The following is a 17831-nucleotide window of genomic DNA, read 5'->3' on the forward strand; positions in this document are numbered from 1 at the left end:
TGTTATGCTAAAAATCCAGCTTTTGTGCCCATAGATTCCATATCTTTGACTTTGACTTCATCGCAAAGTCGCGCATAGAAATCTTTTGCATTTTTTATCGGGTTAAATTTATGCCCTCGCTTTACCGCAGCAAAGTCGCCCGGTGTAAGGCAATCTAATCGCACTACTAAATCTCTCACATTAGATTCACACTTCAATCCCAAAATCGCACATTCTTTTTTAAACAATGCCACGCGTTGCACACAATCCAACGCCATAAATTCGACCTTTAAGTCAAATCTACGCAATGCAGCTTTGTCGATATTATCCATTAGATTCGTGGTGGCGATGAAAATGCCGTCAAATTTTTCCATTTGCAACAGCATTTCATTGACTTTTGTAGCCTCCCAGCTACGCATTGCAAGTTTTCTCTCGCGCAAAAAGCTATCCACCTCATCAAAGACAAGCACGGCTTTTTTTGCCCTTGCCTCTTTGAATGCTTTGGCGATATTTTTTTCAGTTTCGCCCACCCACATTGATTCCAAATCGCTCACAGCTTTGATAATGCAAGGGCGTTTGAGCGTTTTTGCGATAAATTGCGCATAAGCACTTTTGCCCGTCCCACTCAAACCATAAAGGCAGATTCGCGCATTTGGATTCGCGCTCAAACCATCTGCTATGTGCGAAATATCGCAGGATGCATTGATAAAATCAACCGAGTAGCTTTTTGGCAAGGCAATTTTAGAATCCTTGCTTTTTTTGTCTTTTTTGATAGGCGCGTGTCCTTGCGCTTTTAGTGTATTGTTAATGAGTGTGAGGAAATTTTTAGAATAATCCCCTTGTAGCACAGAGCTAACTTCATTTGCACGATTTATGAGCGCGGGTGCGAGGTTGAGTGATTTTTGAGCGAGCTTTCGTGTCTTTTTATCTAGCTTTGTTCCGCAGATTTTATCGAGCATCGCTCTACGCACACGCTTTTTGGGAATCCCAATATTCACCACAAAATCAAACCGCCGAATGAGTGCCTTATCAACCGCTCCAATGTTATTGGTAATCCAAATAGTGGGTAGTGGGTTGTTCTCAAAGACTTCGTTAAAAAACGCTTTGTAATGAAATCGCCTACCATTAAAAATGTCCTCTGCTTCATCATAGAGCAATAAATTTTTATCTGAATCTAAAAAGCGTTGCGCTAACATATACGAGCCAAGTCGCTTCGCACCATCTATTTCATCACCATATTTATCTTTTGTGCGGACTTTATAGAGTTTGACATTGATGTTTTTGGCGAGGAGTTTTGCTAGCTCTGTCTTGCCTGTGCCCGGCACACCATAGAGCAAAATATTCACACCCTTTTTTGCATTGGTTTTGGCAAAGGCAAGGTATTCTTGAATCAAACTAAACTCTTTAATGTGAGAGTAATCCTCTGGGCTTAGAAGTGTATCCTCATCACAGGGCACAGCAAATCGCCCCACAATTTGGGTTCTATCATTTTCCACACCAAAAAGTATTTCGCTAATTTCCTCATCATAAAAGCCCTCAAGCATTCTGCCCAAATCATCTCTATCATAGCACAAAATCTGCGTTTGCACCAAAATACCATTGCGTCTCATTGCTGTGGAAACTTCCCTTGTGCTAAACCCAAGCATTTTGCTCAATGCGATTGTAGCTTGCTTAGGAGTTCTAGCAAAGTCTCTAAAGTTTCTCAAAAAACCCTTAAACATAGGCGTTTCACCAGCGAGGGCGACAAGTTCGATTATAGCGATTTCTACATCATTTAACCCCAAGCTCTTTTGGAGCATATTTAAGTTCTTCTCAAAAAGCTTGTAATGTCCAAAATCTCCCCGTTTTTGAAGTGTTTGGAGGGTGTCAAATTCCTTATCCAAAAAGCGCAGAATCTTCTCCTTATACATTGTTGGATTCTCATCAAATACATTACAATCACTACAAATATGACTAAAGCCAAAATAATGCGCCACTTTTCTTGAATCACGAACATTCTCTTCACCAAAAAACCTCACAACACTTTCTCTAAAGCTCAACATATAGAGCCTTGCTTTGTTGTTTAAATAGCGTTGTTCCGCACTTGTGTCTATTTGCTCATAGTGATTGATGGGTTCTGAGATAACTCTTCTTTGTCGGTGTTTGCGTAGTTTCATTGTCGCTCCTTAGTGTAAAATAGTAACGATACTATTATCGCGCTAAAAGCGGACATAAATTTGTCCCTTGTTTCAAAATTGCAATATTTGTGAATCAATTTGTCATTTTTAGAATCTCCTTCTATCTTTGTGGCACAATATAGGCTTAATCAAACTTAAAAAGGACATACAATGCCAACTTCGCAACCAACTTCACAAAAAGCTATATTAGAGCTAATGGCGACATACAACCAACGCGCAAATAAAGCGATGATAGAGGTGCTAGAGGATTTAGATGAGGGCGAGCTCCACAAAGATAGGGGGCTGTATTTTAAGTCGATTTTGGGGACTATGGCGCATTACACCGCCGCAGACGCCACATTTTTTAAGGATTATTTCGCGCTCTTTTGTGTCTCTGCGCCAAGTAGCAACAAAATCGAAGCAATGCTCGAATCTCCATTCACACTCAAACCTGAAATACACAATGACGCGACAAACCTCTTTGCCGCACGCGAGGAAATCGATAGCTATATCTTGCAAGTAGTCGCGGGCATAGAGGATTTTAGCGCGATACAAGAGCTAGATTTCCCGTGGGGAGCGATGAAAAAGCCCGTGTATCAATTCATCTTTGGCATACTCAATCACGGCACGCACCATAGAGGAATGATAGCAAGTGTGCTTGATACTATGGGGGTAGAAAACGACTTTAACGGCGCGCTTGGAATCTAGCTAGACGAAGAAACAAAAAATTTAGCTTGGATAAAACCAGCACAAACAACAAAACAAAAGAGCAAGGCACGGAAAACTGAAAGGAGAAACAATGATTTACACATTTGGCGATACACACGGAAACCACGATATAGACAACTCTTTAAAGGCGGCATTGAATTTAAAGAAAATGATTACATTATCATTTGTGGGGATTTTGGAGTGCTTTGGAATGATGAAAAAGATGCGCGAGAAGTCGCATTAGAATCTAGTCTCAATAGTCTGCCTTGTGAAGTGCTATTTGTAGATGGCAATCACGAGAATTTCAACCGAATCTATGCTTTGCCACAGGTGCAAAAGTTTGATTCGATTGTAGGACAATACTCTAAAAATATTTTTCACTTAAAGCGCGGACATATCTATAATATCGATAATATGAATTTTTTGACAATGGGAGGCGCATTAAGCATTGATAAGCAATGGAGAGTAGAGGGAATATCGTGGTGGCGACAAGAGGCAATCACTGATGCAGAGTTGGATTTGGCATTAAAAAACATTGAAAACTTTGAATCTAACATTGACTTTGTTTTAACGCACACTCTGCCACAAAGAGCCGTAAAAGAACTTGGCAAATATACGCGAATCTTTCATAAGTTACACGATGAGAATCCTTTAAAGTTAGAAAAGATTTTTTTAGCTTTGCAGAATAAAAAATATGATGTCAAAGCGTGGATATGCGGACATTGGCATAGTGATGTAGCCTTTGATATGAAATATCTGCCTAGAAAAAAGATGAGTTTCTATGTCAATTACAATGGCACAAGCGTAGGCATAGATAAGGATAGAAAGGTAAGTGAGATTGAGTTGAAGTGATGATAAAATAAAATTCACACAAACTTAAAGCGCAAAAAACAAAGGCACAAAAGCAAAATCGACAAATTACTACTTAGTATGCGGGGTTCTACGCACTTCCTTGCCATTTTCATAATAGATTGTGTATTGGAGTTTGCCCTTTGGGGAGTAGAGCTTGGATTCTCCTATTGGGCGGTCATTTTCATACATTCCCTCTGAGCGCAAGATTCCACTTTTGTAATATGACTTTGCTTCACCATTGGCGTTTCCACGCACGAATTGCATTTGTGCGCGTAGTTTGCCATTATCATAATACCACTTTGTTGCGCCCTCTTGGCGTCCTTTTAAAAAGCTAATCTCCCACGCAAGTTTTCCATTGGCGTGGTAAAGAGTGATAGTGCCTGTGTAATCACTCACCTGTGCTTTATCAGGAGCGATGTCTTGGTAGTTAAATTTAAGAGGATTGGCAATGGCATTTTCTTTAGCATTCTCTTGTTGAGGTTTTGGAGCGGGTTTTGGCTTGCTAGATTCTGTATTTTTGGGCGTTTTATCCTCTTGTGTGTTTTCTTGTTCAAGCGTTTGTTCATTTTGGATTGGCGCACTTGGCTCATCTTTGGCACAGCCCATAATCCCCCAGCACACAAGCACACATAGCGCACAATAATTCCCAACGAATCTCAACACGCAAATCCTTTGCTTTTTAAAACTTTTAGCCAAAATTATAGCCACTTTTATACGATTTTAATCATCACTTTATTACAATTTCATCGAATATAATTTTGGAGATTCTACCAATGAGTAAATTTACGCATTTACATTTACACAGCGAGTTTTCACTCCTTGATGGGCTAAACAAAATCCCAGCCCTTGCCAAACGCATAAAAGCACTTGGTATGGATTCTGTCGCACTCACCGACCACGGCAATATGTTTGGGGCATTAGAATTTTATATAGCAATGAAGCAAGAGGGCATAAATCCAATCATTGGAATGGAAGCCTATATCCACAATGGCGATGAACTCAACGACAAAAGCACCAAAGCACGATTTCACCTTTGCTTGTATGCCAAAAACCTAACGGGTTATAAGAATCTTATGTATTTGAGCTCTCAAGCGTATTTGCAGGGTTTTTATTATTATCCACGCATTAACAAAAAACTTCTAAGAGCTCATAGCGATGGACTTGTATGTAGCGCAGCGTGTTTGCAAGGAGAGATAAACTTCCACCTTAATACGCATAATGAGCGCAATGTGCGATTTGGGGCAAAGGGCTATGAAGTGGCAAAGGAAGTCGCGCTGGAGTATAAAGATATTTTTGGCGAGGATTTTTATTTAGAGATTATGCGACACGGCATTGCTGACCAGTTTTTTATTGATGAGCAGATTTTGCGTTTAAGCAAGGAGCTTGGGATTAAAGTTATCGCCACGAATGACACGCATTATGGTTTGCAAGCAGATGCAGATTCCCAAAATATCGCTTTTAGAATCGCTATGGGCAAGGACAAAGGCTTGCGCCACATTGTGAAAGAATTTTATGTCAAATCCCCAGAGCAAATGGCGGAGCTGTTTTTAGACATTCCAGAAGCGTTGCAAAATACACAAGAAATCGCACAAAAATGTCGCCTTGACATTCCACTTAAAAATACGCAAATTATCAACAAACACACCAACGAGATTCTTTTAGAGAATTCGCCCGCCACGCCACCCACCTTTAAAAACACCAAGCAATACGCCCAAAATGACGGCGTGGATAAGATTCTTGGCATAGACTTAGAAGAAATTGATGATAGCGTGTATTTCGCCTATAAATGCCGTGAGGGGCTAGAGGAGCGACTAAAAAATGTGGAATCTAGCAAGCATCATATTTATAAAGAACGCCTAGAGCACGAGATACAAGTCATCACACAGATGAAATTTCCGGGCTATATGCTTATTGTGTGGGATTTTGTAAATTTCGCCAAAAAGCAAGGAATCCCTGTGGGGACTGGTAGGGGCTCTGCGGCAGGAAGTTTGGTGGTGTATAGTTTAAAGATTACAGATATTGACCCTATAAAATATGATTTGCTTTTTGAGCGGTTTTTAAATTCCGAGCGGGTGAGTATGCCTGATATTGATATGGACTTTTGTCAGCGTAGGCGAGGAGAAGTGATTGAATATGTGATAAGCACTTATGGTGAGCACAATGTCGCCCAAGTGATTACCTTTGGTTCGCTAAAGGCGCGTGGTGTGATACGAGATGTCGCACGCGCACTTGATATGCCCTACAATGAGGCGGACAATTTCGCAAAACTTATCCCAAAAGAGCTCAACATAACGCTTACTAAATATGTCGATAAAAGTGGCGAGCAAAAAGAAGGTGCGTGGGAAAAAGAACCAAAAATCCGCGAACTTGTGGAGCAAAATGCGAAGGCAAAAGAAGTGTGGGAATGCGCACTTGCCTTAGAGGGATTGAAGCGTAATCCGGGCACGCACGCTGCTGCGATTGTGATAGATTCTAATGATGAGCTGTGGCATAAAATCCCGCTTTATACTAACGAAAAAACACAAGGCGCGGTTACGCAGTATTCGATGGATTATTTAGAAAAGGTAGATTTGATTAAGTTTGATTTTTTGGGGTTAAAGACACTTACAGTTGTCGATGACACGCTTAAACTTATCAAAAAGCGATATGGCAAAGACATTGATTTGAGCACGCTTGATATGGAGGACAAAAAAGTCTATGAGATGATTGGCAGTGGCGAGACTTTGGGCTTATTCCAAATGGAATCTAATGGTATGCAGGGCGTGGCACGAAGATTAAAGCCCAGCACCTTTGATGATATTGGTGCGATGATTGCGCTGTATCGTCCCGGTCCTATGGATTCTATCTCGGAGTTTATCGACCGCAAGCACGGCATTACAAAGGTTACTTATATGTTTCCTGCCTTAGAGCCTATATTAAAGCCCACTTATGGAGCGATTGTCTATCAAGAGCAAGTAATGCAAATCGTCCAAAAAATCGGTGGATTCTCACTTGGTGGCGCGGATTTAGTGCGTAGAGCAATGGGAAAAAAGAAAGTCGATGAGATGAATCGCCTCAAAGCACAATTCGCCGATGGCGCACAAGCACAGGGCTATGAACGCGCAAAGGCAGAGGAGCTGTGGGAGCTTGTAGCAAAATTCGCAGGCTATGGATTCAACAAATCTCACGCTTATGCTTATGCCGCACTCACCTACCAAACAGCATTTTTAAAGACTTACTACAAGCACGAGTTTATGGCAGCAATGCTCACAAGCGAAACAAGCAAAATAGAATCTGTGGGCAAATATATTGATGAGGTGCGCTCAATGGGTATTGAGGTTTTAGCCCCGCATATCAATTACTCTCAAAATGATTTCAGTGTGGAAGAGTTTGATGGTGTGAAAAAAATCGTTTTTGGACTTGGTGCGATTAAGGGGCTTGGTAGTGCGCCAGCAGAAAATATCATACAAGAGCGCGAGGCAAATGGAGAATATAAAGATTTGGCAGATTTTATTAGCAGGGTTGATTTTGCTAAGCTCACTAAGCGAAGTTTAGAGCCTCTTATTAAAGGTGGAAGCCTTGATGGGCTTCAATTTTCACGCAGGGCAATGCTTGAGCGTATAGATGAGATTTGTGAAGCGGGACGCAATAATGATAAAGTCAAAAAAGAAATGTGTGGGAGCACAAGTCTCTTTGGCGAGCAAGATGAGAGCTTTTTTCGTGGGGTGCATTTAGAGATTAGTGATATGCCCGAGTATGATGCGAGCACACTTTTGGGCTATGAGTTTGAATGTATGGGCATCTACATTGGCGGGCATCCGCTAGATAAGTTTAAAGACCAAATAGCTAGTATGAGTGGCGTGGCGAAGTGTAGCGAGATTGAGAATCTCAAGCTAGGCTCGCAATGCTTGCTTGTAGGCAAGGTCGAAAAGCTCGAGCGCAAAATCAGCAAAAAAGGCTCGCCTTATGGCGTGGTGCATTTTTTGGACTTTAGTGGAGCGTTGAGCTTTATGGTGTTTTCCAAGCAGTTTGCCCAGCTTGAGGAGCTCCAAAGTGTCATTGAGAGCGGAGAGCCTATCGTGTTTAAATGCAAGATTGAGGACAATGAGGAGAAGCGCACGGTAAGAGTTATGGAATCTGGCACTTTGCAGAGCGCGAAAAAATACAAAGTGCAATTAGAAACTGATGCGCCGAGTAATGAGAGCAATGCTAGCAATGAGAGTGCGGAAGATTCCCAATGGGGGCAACTCGCAAATAGTGAGATTGATATATGTGCTCCGCTGGTGTTAATGTTTGATGAAAGCGCGGATTTAGCAGTGCTGGCTAAGATTAAAGAATCGTTGCCCGAGTGCAGTGGAGAGAGAGAGTTGCGCGTGGCATTACAAAGCGAGCAAAAAACTTATACTTTTGTGAGCGGGTTGCGCGTTGATAGCAAGATTAAAGAGAAGTTCCCCGACTTACACTGGGCGGGGTAATGTGAGAATCTAAGCAGTTTATGGCTGGCGCGGGTTGCTAATGTCCGCACCCACAGCCACCGCCTCCACCGCCACAGCAGCCTCCACCGCCGTGATGATGGTCGTGTCCTCCGCTAGAGCACCCACAGCCACCGCCTACACCACCTTGTAAGATTTCCATTTCACTCGCATCGCGCACATCAAGCACTTTGACTTCAAAGGCAAGTGTCTTACCAGCAAGCGGGTGATTGTAATCAATAATCACCACACTATCATTAAAGTCTTTTACCACGACTTGTGCGCTTTGCCCATCATCACTTTGCCCAAAGAGCGTCATACCCTCTTTTAGCTCGATTCCCTCAAATTGCGAACGCTCCACCTCTTGGATAAGCTCGGCTTGATAGAGTCCATACGCGTCTTCAGGCGCAATGTTAATGGAGAGGTTATCGCCCACCTTTTTCCCCAAAAGCGCGTTTTCTAACCCGCTAATGACTTGATTTGCCCCTATGAGAAACTCTAGTGGCGCACCACTTTTGTTAGAATCAAGCACATTATCACTGCTTGCATCTTTGACTTCATACTCAATGCTTACAACTTTGTTATTTTCAATCATTTGTTATCCTTTGTGTTGGCTTGCCTTTTAGGCGTTTTCACGCAGGGATTGTAGCATATTTTATTTACTTGGGCGTATATTTTGGTGTTTTTGTGTTAATATCACATTGTGTTTTACCCTACATTTATTTCACAATGTATAAGGAGAGATAATGCCAAATCATTTCACCCCCCCCTCAATACTCTTACTAAAAATCCAAAACAAAATCCCCCCCGCGCTCCACAATGGAAACTAGAAAATGATGTCGATGACTATGTAAAGGCGATTTTTGAAGATTTAGGCTTAGTCAAAAATGTCGATTACAACGAGAAAAAACCCACAGAATATTTAGAGGACGCCCTAAAAGGCGCAAGCAAAACGATTAAAAAATCAGGCATAGGCAGACCTGATTTTACCTGTGAGAAATACAAAATCCACAACGCCGTTATCCCCGTTGTGATTGAATCCAAGCTAAAACGCGACAAACTTGTAAGATTTGACAAAGATGGCACGATTAGTTTTAACCAAAATAATGTCGCCCAATACGCACTCAATGGCGCATTGCATTATGCTCGCGCCATCATTTCAAGCGAAAAATACAAAGAAGCCATTGCCATTGCCATAAGCGGAGATTCTAGCGATGAAGTGGCAATCGCTGTGTATTATGTCTTTGGTAGCTCATCTTTGGCGTATAAAGACACAGGCGTTCATAACTTAGATTTTTTGCAATCCCAAAGCGCATTTGAAGCATTTCATCAAGCCTCCACACTTACAGAATCCGACAAGCACAACCTTTTAGCACAAGGTAAAGCCCTTTTAAGTGAGCATAATAAAAATCTAAACGAACTTATGCACAACCACAACATTACCGCGCCACAACGCGTGCTCTATGTTTCGGGTATGATTCTCTCAATGCAAAAGACTTATGACACAGAGCTAGGCGCGCTTATAAACGGGCTTAGTATCGATGATTTGCAAGGTAGCCAAGAATCCAACAAAAGCGATGGCGATTTAATCTACGCCCAAATCCAAAATTTCTTAAAAACCAAAATCAAAGATAGCAAAAAACTTGCCCTTATGCTTGATTCATTTAGAGAAATCAAAAAAGACCCCGATAGAAACAAAATCCCAAAAACCTACACGCACAAAGCAGGGGAAAAGAAAAATCCAAATGACGCAAAAGTCGCGCACTTGCTCCAAAGCCCAAGTTCTATCAACAAGCAAATTTTTGCCTACATTTATGAGCATATTTATAGCGAGATAGACGGCATTAGTGGGCATTTAGACATTATGGGTGAAATGTATAGCGAGTTTTTAAAATACGCATTAGGCGATGGCAAAGAGCTAGGGATTGTCCTTACCCCGCCTTATATTACCAAAATGATGGCGCAAATCCTAAACATTAGCGAAAACGATAGCGTTATGGATTTAGCCACAGGCTCGGCAGGATTTCTCATCTCAGCTATGGAGCTAATGATAGATTCCATAAATGCCAAATACGGCAAAGACACAGCAGAGGCAAAGAAGCGTATAATCACACTCAAAAAATCCCAACTTTTAGGCGTAGAATATAACGCCGAAATGTTTACTCTCGCCACGACAAATATGATTTTGCGAGGCGATGGCTCTAGCCAGATTCACAAGGCAAACACCTTTGAGACCGACAGCAAAGATGAGAGTGGCGTAAGCATTTATGATACATTTAATGCCACAAAGATTTTGCTAAACCCGCCCTTTACTTGGGAGGAAAACGGAATGCCCTTTATCGCCTTTGGGCTTAAAAATATGAAGCAAGGCTTAGGCGCAATCATTATCCAAGATAGCGCAGGAAGTGGCAAGGCGATAAAGAGCAACAAAGAGATTTTATCACGCAATACGCTTTTAGCAAGTATCAAAATGCCACCTGATTTATTTCACCCAATGGCAGGTGTGCAAACGAGTGTGTATATCTTTGAGGCGGGAATCCCGCACGATTATGACAAGCCTGTGAAGTTTATCGACTTTCGCAATGACGGCTATAAGCGCATCAAACGAGGCTTGCAAGAAGTGGATAATCCCACAACGCGCTACACTGACATCATCAAAATCTACAAAGCAGGGAAAAATGCCAAAGTGGATTCTGCGCTATGGAATCTTAACGAAATCTATATCGAGGATTTTATAAACGATAGCGGGGCGGATTGGAATTTCGACCAGCATAAAAAGGTAGATTCTAAGCCAACATTGCAAGACTTCAAAAAATGCGTGAGCGACTATCTCGCGTGGGAAGTCTCAAATGTCTTAAAAAAGGATTGTCTTTAACCCCGCCCAAATAAGTGCAAATATCGCCAAACTTGAATCAGAATTTATCGCACAAGGCGGCAAATGGGAGGAATTTAGAATCGGGGAGTTGTTTGATAAAAAGACAATAAAAGGCTATCCAAAAAGAGATGAAAATTTAACACCGAATCCTAGTGGCTACCACATTTTTGGACAAAACATAAAATATCAATATCCACAAAAAGTTTTATTAAACGAAAAATATTTATGTCGTTTAGAAAAACCCATATTAGCCTATACTTCAAGTGTGGCAGAAATTGGAATGATTGAAGAGAGTTTTTATCGTAGCGGGGATAACGGAGCATTTCAAGGATTATTTCCAAAATTTAAAGATTATAATAAATTGCACCTTTTATTTATGCTTATAATTTTACAAAAGCAATTTGACAATTTTGGATATTCAACTTCAATGAGCGATATTGTGAATCTTAAAATATTGCTACCCGTGAATCAAAACGGCGAAATCGCCTTTGAATTTATGGAATCTTACATAAAAGAGCTAGAAGCGGAGCGAATACAAGAGCTAGAAGCATATTTAGAGGTTACAGGACTAAAAGATTATGAGCTAGACGCACAAGAGAGAGAGGCATTAGCGATTTTTGCCTCGTCATTGCGAGCAAGCGAAGCGAGCGTGGCAATCCACACGACTTTTTGTCATACTGAGCATAGCGAAGTATCTCACAAAAACAGCGATAGAGATATTTCGGCTTTTTCACAGCTTCAATATGACAATGTAAATTCCCCCTCCCGTAGCACGAGTGGGGCTAGGGGGTGGGTAAATCCCCGCAATAACGCTTTGAATCTCCAATGGCGCGAATTTAGCATCGGTGATTTGTTTGAAAAATTATCATCAAAATATTTAGGCAAAGGCGATAAATTCAAAGCAGTTTCAAAGATTCAAACAAACGAGTATAATGTCCCTGTCGTTTATGCAAAATTTGGCGACAACGGCATTATGTATTGGGCAAAAAGTGGTGATTTTGAAACGCATAAAAATGTCTTATCTGTTATTTATAATGGAGCTGTTGCCGCAGGATTGGTTTATGCGCAACCTTATGAAACGGGCATTTTGGCGGAGGCATATTTTATAAAACTAAAAAATTACAATGTTGATTTTAAGGTAAATTTATTTTTACAATGTGTGTTATTAAAAACACTTTATCCAAAATATTCGAGGGAATATTTGGCTACTTGGAGCGGTAAAGTAGAAACTGATACAATATTGCTACCCGTGAATCAAAACGGCGAAATCGCCTTTGATTTTATGGAAATTTTCATTAGTGCGGTGCAAAAAGAAGTGATAAAATCCGTAGTGTTGTGGAAGCAAAAGCGCATAACCACCACCAAAGCGATTGTAGAGAATCGCTAATAATATACAAACGCCCTAATTCTCGCTAGCAAACAAACCCATAACGCAACCCACCTAAGCGTAAAGACTAAGCAATGTAGAGCGGTTATTGTTTTTTTGCTATTTTTTCAAGCTCTTTGAGAATGCCTTGTTGCATTTCAAGCACAAGGGCTTGGAGTTGCTTAAGTTTGGAATCAAGCTGTTGTAAGGTATTTTTGTTAGATTCTATTGCTTGCTTGAGAGAATCAAGCTCATTTTGCAATCGCTGTATATGCTCTTCGTTGGCATTTGATTTGTTAATGGTGGTTTGGATATTTTGCGCTTGAGATTCATAGAGGCTTTGTAGTCCCTCTTGTGAGCGAGAGAGCTCATCTTGCTGGCTTTTTAGCTGGGTGGCAAGATTTAAGAGGGCTTGGGTGTTGGATTGAAGTGTGGAGAGGTCTTTGCGGGTTGCTCCACTTTGCTTATCGAAGGCTGATGGCTCTTTCATCGGTGCGCATATAAGAGCACTCACGCCACATAGCAACGCAACAAGCAACCTCGCCATACCACCCACCTAATTTGCCCTTGAATGCTAGAGCGATTATTGGGCTACTTTGAACTCTACGCGGCGATTTGCTTGGTAGCATTCCTCTGTTTGCTCTTGGCAGATTGGATTGCTTTCGCCATAAGTTACGGTTGAGAGACTTGAAGAATCTACACCGCGTGTAACCAATGCTTTTTTCACAGAATCTGCACGCTTTTTGCCAAGTGCGAAGTTATACTCATCGCTTCCAAAGGAGTCTGTATTGCCTTCTAGCACGACTTTAGCACCTGATTGCTTGATAAGCTCTGCAGCGACATTCACCCTTTCATTCATAGAGCTTTGCACATCGTATTTGTCAAATTTAAAAAGAATGTGTGAAAGTTTAGCGATTTCACCCGCAACACCAGAAGTATCTGTAAATGGTTCTTGTGCGCCTGTCGCACCTTCACCGCCACCGCTTACACTCGCGCTATCTCCGCCACAACCAGCGAAAATCCCTATCGCACATAATCCTACGAACAATGCTTTTTTCATAGCAAAATCCTCCTGATATTTAAAGTTTGGAATCTGCCCTATAATGCTTAGATTTTGGCAGTGCGTAAAATTATAGTCTCTAAAAGTTTATATGTCAATAGTTAGCATATATTACCAATCATAAGCCTGAATTTTTACCTTTGGCAGGGAGAAAAAATAGCTACTATTGTAGTCAAGGCGAATGATTCCAAGTGCGCTTTGTGTGGGCGTGTATTTGATAAACATTAGATTCTTGCCATCTTTTGAGAAGCTAGGCATTTGGTTTCTGCCATTTTCTGTAAGTCGGCGAATGTAGTCGCTTTTAGTGGAAATAAGGTAAATGTTAAAAGTGTTTTGTCCAAATTCGTTGTTTGTCTCTCTGCTCGTGTAGGCGATATATTGGTCGTGCGTAGTGATAGCACTATTATTGCGCCCGTGAAAGACGACTTGCTCGACATTACCACCATCAATCCCTGTGGCAAAGACATTAGGATAGCCAAGTCTATCGGAGATAAACGCTACTTTTGTGTTGTTGTTGATAAATTTCCCACCCACATCGATACCAGAAAACCCTGTGATTTTACGCAAGGAGCGCGAAACCACATCATAGAGAAAAATATCTGCGGCGTTATCTGCAGGAGTGAGTGTCATTAGAATCTTCTTGCCATCGGTGCTCACATCGCTGACTACCGCCATTCCATCACTGCTTACAAGTCCTTGTGAAACCCCTGTGTTTAAATCATAGCGCACAATCGTAGGCTTTTTGTTGATGTATTTGGTGTAGTAAAAAAAGCTCTTGTTTCTATCGCCCCATTTTGGAAAGATATTCATTCCGCCCTTGATAATATCATTTTGATAGCTTAGCGTGTAGTCTGCAAGAGCAATGGTGGTGTTGCCTGAGGAGGTATATTTAGAGAGGAGCACGGGCTCAAGCATCCAATCAATATTTGGGGCTTTGATATAGGCATTCATATCGATACACATTTTGTGCGCGATAAAGGGATATTGTTTGAGTGGGATTTGTGCGTATTGCTTGTCAATAACCAAAGTTTTTTTATTCACATCATAGACAACCAAATTACCGCTTACATTGTTGCTTGATTTGGTGATACTTACTTGTGCGATGAGGTCAATTCGCCTTGCTTTGTAAGATTCAAAGTCGGGGGATTTTTTTGGTTCGCTTGCTTTAAGTGCTTGGAAGTGGTTGCTTACCTTTAAATCACCGATGAGCTGTGCGACCACTTTCTCACCATATTCCTTATTGTCCGCTATATGTTCCACCGAGACATTGGGAAGTTTTGTGGAGCTTTTCACAATTTCAATAGTCGCATCTGCTGCCCCAAGTGCAAACACACCCATCAATGCCATAAAAATACCTAACCGCCTTATCATTGCTTCTCCTTACCATTTTACAGAGTTGATTCTAAAAGCGGTATTATACTCTAAAAACACAAAAATATGCTATGATTCCCTCTTTAAGCGTTTTTTAGGGGAGGTGTGGGGTTGCGTTCTATTTGTTGGGTAATGATGCTGTGCTTTGGTGTGGTATTTTCACAAGATGACATTACTCCTATTGCAGATACGGACACTTCATTGAGTTTGCCACAAGCCCCACAACCTATCCAAAAATCCCGCGCTATGCAAGCCCAAGAAAGCTACCGAAATTATTTAAAAATACTTGAGCACGAGGGCACTTATTTTTTGTTTTATCACAGCTTTACTCCTGTTAAAGATTCTTTGCGTCCATTTTTAGAGCAAAATGAACTCAAATTCCAACTAAGCGCGAAACTCCCGCTGTGGCGTGGAGCGTTTTGGAGTAAGGGGACACTTTTTTTTGGTTATACCCAGACGATGTGGTTTCAGTGGTTTAACTTCGAGTATTCTAGTCCCGTGCGCGACACAGATTATAAACCAAGTATTTTTTACTCCTATCCTGCAAGTTGGGAATCTTTGGGGGATTCTTCGCTTGAGTTGCGACTTGGACTTTTGCATTATAGCAATGGAATTGGCGGGGAAGAATGCTATCGACAAAGTTTTAGCACGCCTGTGCCTGCGAATTGTCTCTCGCGCTCGGCTGCCAATCGCATTATGTTAGAGGGAATTTGGGAGGCAGGAGGCGTAGCAAAGGGCTTTGGCGTGCATATCAAAGCGTGGCCCTTTATCTCAGGGCGCAAAGACACTCCACAACTACATAGATATATGGGTTATGGGAGTTTGCGTTTATATTATGTGAATGGGCGACATAAGAGCGAGGTAGATTTTACCCCCATATTTGCGGATTTTGGGAGATATTATCCTAGTGTGCGTGTGGGCTATTCGCTTGGGATAAATGATTTTGTCGCACTCTATGTGCAGTATTTTTATGGATATGGGGACAATTTGTATGAATACAGAGTGCGCTCTCATCGTTTGGGGATAGGATTAAAAGCAAGGAGTTGGTAGGTTTATAGGGTTGTTTTTGAATGTAGATTCTACACAAATTCCCCTAAAAGCGCGATATTATTGCTACTCATAAAGTGGATTTTGGGGTGGAGTGTGCGTAAATCTTCCCACACCTTGCGCGAGAGCTCAAGCCCGATTTTTCTCTCGTATTCCTTGCCTTTTGCGCTCGCAGATTCTAGCCTCTCTAGCCAATCTTTGGGGATATACACCCCGGGCAATTTATCGCGCAAAAACACTGCCACGCGGTAGCTAAGCACGGGGAAAAAGCCAAAAATGATTTGGGTGTTTTGATTGGCATTTGCGAAGTTTTGGGCGCACTCTTGGGGTAGATTTTGGTTAGATTCCTGCGTCAAATGTTGGCTAGAAGCCTCCTCACGCTTTTTATTAACATCATTGATAATCTCGCATTTTGCCTCCTCTAACGCCTCTAGCAAAAACTCCGCAGATTGCTTAGCAAAGATAGGCTGCGTGAAAAACGCGCAAATTGGCGCATTTGTCAGCTTGCGTTTAAGTTTGGTTTTAAGCGAGGCGGGGTTGTTGGCGTAAGAATTTATCGTGCTAAAGGCAAAGATTTCGCGTGGGCGCGTGATTAGAGGCTTGCCATTTATCGCGATTCCAGAATTTAAATCCGCGATTATGCGCGTGAGTTTGAGCGAATTTTCCTCAAACACGCCCTTAGATTCCGCGCAATCGCCCAGCTTTATGGGGTCGCCTGTGAGGGCTAAAAACGCACGCAAATCAAATTCATTTGCCCCGAGAATCTCCCCGCACAGCGCGATTGAGTTTCTATCTCGCATTGAAAGCGTGCAAATAATGGGTTTTTGTAATGCGTTTTGGAGCTTTATGGAGCTTAAAATCGAGCTAGGCTTAAAGCGTGCCAACGGGGAATCCGTGCAGACAAACGCATCGATTGCTTCGCTTAGCGTTGGCATTTTTTGGGAATCTAGATTCTCGCTAAAGGCATTTTGTGCAAGCGCGGATTTGATTGTAGCGATAAATTCGCTTGTGTCCGCGCTTAGCGGAGGTGTTAGCTCAAAGCTCAAAAACGCCCTTTGAGTGTGGATTTTATCGATTAGATTCTTAATTTGCGTATTCATTGTGCCTCTTTGTGGTTTTGCCTAAATTGTCTCATTAGCGCGATAGTTTGGCTATCAATGTCGCTATTTTGGGTGTGCGATTTGGCGCGGGTTTGCAAATCGCTCAAAATTGATTCAAACTCGCTGTGTTTGAGATTTTGCCCAAATTTTGCTTTTATGCTTATGGATTTTATATCTATAATTCCCACAAACACGCCCCTTTCACTGCCCATAAATGCTTCTTTGCTAAAGCTAAAATTTTCACTTTGTGGCTCATATTTTGCCACAAGTGCGCGTAAAATAGCGCGTTTATCTGCCAAATCCTCCACCACGCGAAATCTCCCTACCACAAGCACGGAGAAGAAAAACTGCGTAGGTATCATCGCTCCACCCAAAAACTCCGAGCCTATGTAGGCGTAGGGCTTTGCTACGCTAAAACTTACTTTTGGATTGTTTTTTAGCAGTCTAAATTTGCGCCCCGCTTTTGCGCCGTGAATGCCGATTGCACCATTTGGCGCAAAATCGCTCAAATAGCAAAAACTAAGCGGTATGGCATAAGGCAAATCCGACTCCAAGTCAGGCACAATCAGCACTCCAAAAGGGATTTCATCAAAGTGGCGTTTGAGTAAATCCATATCATCGCATTCAAATTCAGCTCGTCTTATAATCTGTCCTTTTGTGTTTTTTAATATGGTTGCACATTTTAAAAATGCGAAATTATTTTTGAGATACTTCGGTCGTGGCTTACACACTCCCTCAGTATGACAATTTGTGGATTGCCACGCTCGCTCGCAATGACGAAACCCACCCCCTAGCCCCCTCCGCAAGGGAGGGGGAATTTATATCCGCGGTTGATTTTGGATACTTCGCTTAAGTATGACAAAACG

The 17831-nt window shown here is 41.8% G+C and carries 14 protein-coding genes; 6 read left to right on the forward strand and 8 right to left on the reverse strand.

From position 1 onward, the window contains the following. Nucleotides 1-2 precede the first annotated feature (2 nt). Nucleotides 3-2135 carry an AAA family ATPase gene (locus tag ACWIWK_RS01825; RefSeq protein ID WP_454150298.1) on the reverse strand — a complete coding sequence of 711 codons (2133 nt, stop codon included), beginning with the start codon at nucleotides 2133-2135 and terminating at the stop codon, nucleotides 3-5. A 171-nt stretch (nucleotides 2136-2306) separates the two neighbouring features. Here ACWIWK_RS01825 and ACWIWK_RS01830 point away from each other — a divergent pair, with 171 nt between their 5' ends. Together ACWIWK_RS01830 and ACWIWK_RS01835 are read left to right on the forward strand one after the other, a co-directional pair. After that, nucleotides 2307-2843, forward strand: coding sequence for a DinB family protein (locus ACWIWK_RS01830; protein WP_454150300.1), 537 nt, complete (start codon nucleotides 2307-2309; stop codon nucleotides 2841-2843). A gap of 102 nt (nucleotides 2844-2945) precedes the next feature. Then, nucleotides 2946-3695: a metallophosphoesterase family protein gene (locus ACWIWK_RS01835; RefSeq protein WP_454152003.1), complete on the forward strand. Its 750-nt coding sequence runs from the start codon at nucleotides 2946-2948 to the stop codon at nucleotides 3693-3695. Nucleotides 3696-3764: 69 nt separating this feature from the next. Here ACWIWK_RS01835 and ACWIWK_RS01840 read toward each other — a convergent pair whose 3' ends face one another. Then, the gene (locus tag ACWIWK_RS01840; RefSeq protein WP_454150302.1) at nucleotides 3765-4358 is read right to left on the reverse strand and encodes a toxin-antitoxin system YwqK family antitoxin; all 594 of its coding nucleotides are present in this window, start codon (nucleotides 4356-4358) and stop codon (nucleotides 3765-3767) included. A gap of 110 nt (nucleotides 4359-4468) precedes the next feature. On the opposite strand from ACWIWK_RS01840, the gene dnaE reads away from it, so the two are divergent. Next, nucleotides 4469-8149: a DNA polymerase III subunit alpha gene (gene dnaE / locus ACWIWK_RS01845; RefSeq protein WP_454150304.1), complete on the forward strand. Its 3681-nt coding sequence runs from the start codon at nucleotides 4469-4471 to the stop codon at nucleotides 8147-8149. Between the two features lie 37 nt (nucleotides 8150-8186). On the opposite strand, the gene ACWIWK_RS01850 is transcribed toward dnaE, so the two are convergent. After that, nucleotides 8187-8741: an FKBP-type peptidyl-prolyl cis-trans isomerase gene (locus tag ACWIWK_RS01850; RefSeq protein ID WP_454150306.1), complete on the reverse strand. Its 555-nt coding sequence runs from the start codon at nucleotides 8739-8741 to the stop codon at nucleotides 8187-8189. A gap of 264 nt (nucleotides 8742-9005) precedes the next feature. Between ACWIWK_RS01850 and ACWIWK_RS01855 the strand changes: the two genes are divergently transcribed. Further along, nucleotides 9006-11021: an HsdM family class I SAM-dependent methyltransferase gene (locus tag ACWIWK_RS01855; RefSeq protein WP_454152004.1), complete on the forward strand. Its 2016-nt coding sequence runs from the start codon at nucleotides 9006-9008 to the stop codon at nucleotides 11019-11021. A gap of 46 nt (nucleotides 11022-11067) precedes the next feature. Further along, entirely contained in the window at nucleotides 11068-12408 is a 1341-nt protein-coding gene (locus ACWIWK_RS01860; protein ID WP_454152005.1) for a restriction endonuclease subunit S, read from the forward strand. Between the two features lie 85 nt (nucleotides 12409-12493). Here the strand turns inward: ACWIWK_RS01860 and ACWIWK_RS01865 are convergent, their stop codons facing one another. From ACWIWK_RS01865 to tolB, 3 genes are all read right to left on the reverse strand, one after another. After that, on the reverse strand, nucleotides 12494-12934 hold the full coding sequence (locus tag ACWIWK_RS01865) for a hypothetical protein (protein WP_454150307.1): 441 nt from the start codon (nucleotides 12932-12934) through the stop codon (nucleotides 12494-12496). 36 nt (nucleotides 12935-12970) lie between these two features. Then, complete coding sequence (locus ACWIWK_RS01870; protein ID WP_454150309.1) at nucleotides 12971-13447, reverse strand: OmpA family protein; 477 nt, start codon at nucleotides 13445-13447, stop codon at nucleotides 12971-12973. A gap of 111 nt (nucleotides 13448-13558) precedes the next feature. Continuing rightward, nucleotides 13559-14818 carry a Tol-Pal system protein TolB gene (tolB, locus tag ACWIWK_RS01875; protein WP_454150311.1) on the reverse strand — a complete coding sequence of 420 codons (1260 nt, stop codon included), beginning with the start codon at nucleotides 14816-14818 and terminating at the stop codon, nucleotides 13559-13561. Between the two features lie 105 nt (nucleotides 14819-14923). On the opposite strand from tolB, the gene ACWIWK_RS01880 reads away from it, so the two are divergent. Further along, entirely contained in the window at nucleotides 14924-15868 is a 945-nt protein-coding gene (locus tag ACWIWK_RS01880) for a phospholipase A (protein ID WP_454150313.1), read from the forward strand. A 29-nt stretch (nucleotides 15869-15897) separates the two neighbouring features. Here ACWIWK_RS01880 and ACWIWK_RS01885 read toward each other — a convergent pair whose 3' ends face one another. Together ACWIWK_RS01885 and ACWIWK_RS01890 are read right to left on the reverse strand one after the other, a co-directional pair. Next, a complete protein-coding gene (locus ACWIWK_RS01885) occupies nucleotides 15898-16965 on the reverse strand; it encodes a methylenetetrahydrofolate reductase (RefSeq protein ID WP_454150315.1) in 1068 nt (355 codons plus the stop codon). Then, entirely contained in the window at nucleotides 16962-17771 is an 810-nt protein-coding gene (locus tag ACWIWK_RS01890; protein WP_454150317.1) for a pyridoxamine 5'-phosphate oxidase family protein, read from the reverse strand. Before ACWIWK_RS01890 ends, ACWIWK_RS01885 begins: the two co-directional genes overlap by 4 nt. Between the last annotated feature and the right edge of the window lie 60 nt (nucleotides 17772-17831).

Source organism: Helicobacter sp. 23-1048, from assembly GCF_053654545.1.

What these genes read in the sequence shown, in the direction of transcription:
- ACWIWK_RS01825 (WP_454150298.1), bottom strand. Translation starts at nt 2,135, where the DNA reads ATGAAACTACGCAAACACCGACAAAGAAGAGTTATCTCAGAACCCATC.
- ACWIWK_RS01830 (WP_454150300.1), top strand. Translation starts at nt 2,307, where the DNA reads ATGCCAACTTCGCAACCAACTTCACAAAAAGCTATATTAGAGCTAATG.
- dnaE (WP_454150304.1), top strand. Translation starts at nt 4,469, where the DNA reads ATGAGTAAATTTACGCATTTACATTTACACAGCGAGTTTTCACTCCTT.
- ACWIWK_RS01850 (WP_454150306.1), bottom strand. Translation starts at nt 8,741, where the DNA reads ATGATTGAAAATAACAAAGTTGTAAGCATTGAGTATGAAGTCAAAGAT.
- ACWIWK_RS01865 (WP_454150307.1), bottom strand. Translation starts at nt 12,934, where the DNA reads ATGGCGAGGTTGCTTGTTGCGTTGCTATGTGGCGTGAGTGCTCTTATA.
- ACWIWK_RS01870 (WP_454150309.1), bottom strand. Translation starts at nt 13,447, where the DNA reads ATGAAAAAAGCATTGTTCGTAGGATTATGTGCGATAGGGATTTTCGCT.
- tolB (WP_454150311.1), bottom strand. Translation starts at nt 14,818, where the DNA reads ATGATAAGGCGGTTAGGTATTTTTATGGCATTGATGGGTGTGTTTGCA.
- ACWIWK_RS01885 (WP_454150315.1), bottom strand. Translation starts at nt 16,965, where the DNA reads ATGAATACGCAAATTAAGAATCTAATCGATAAAATCCACACTCAAAGG.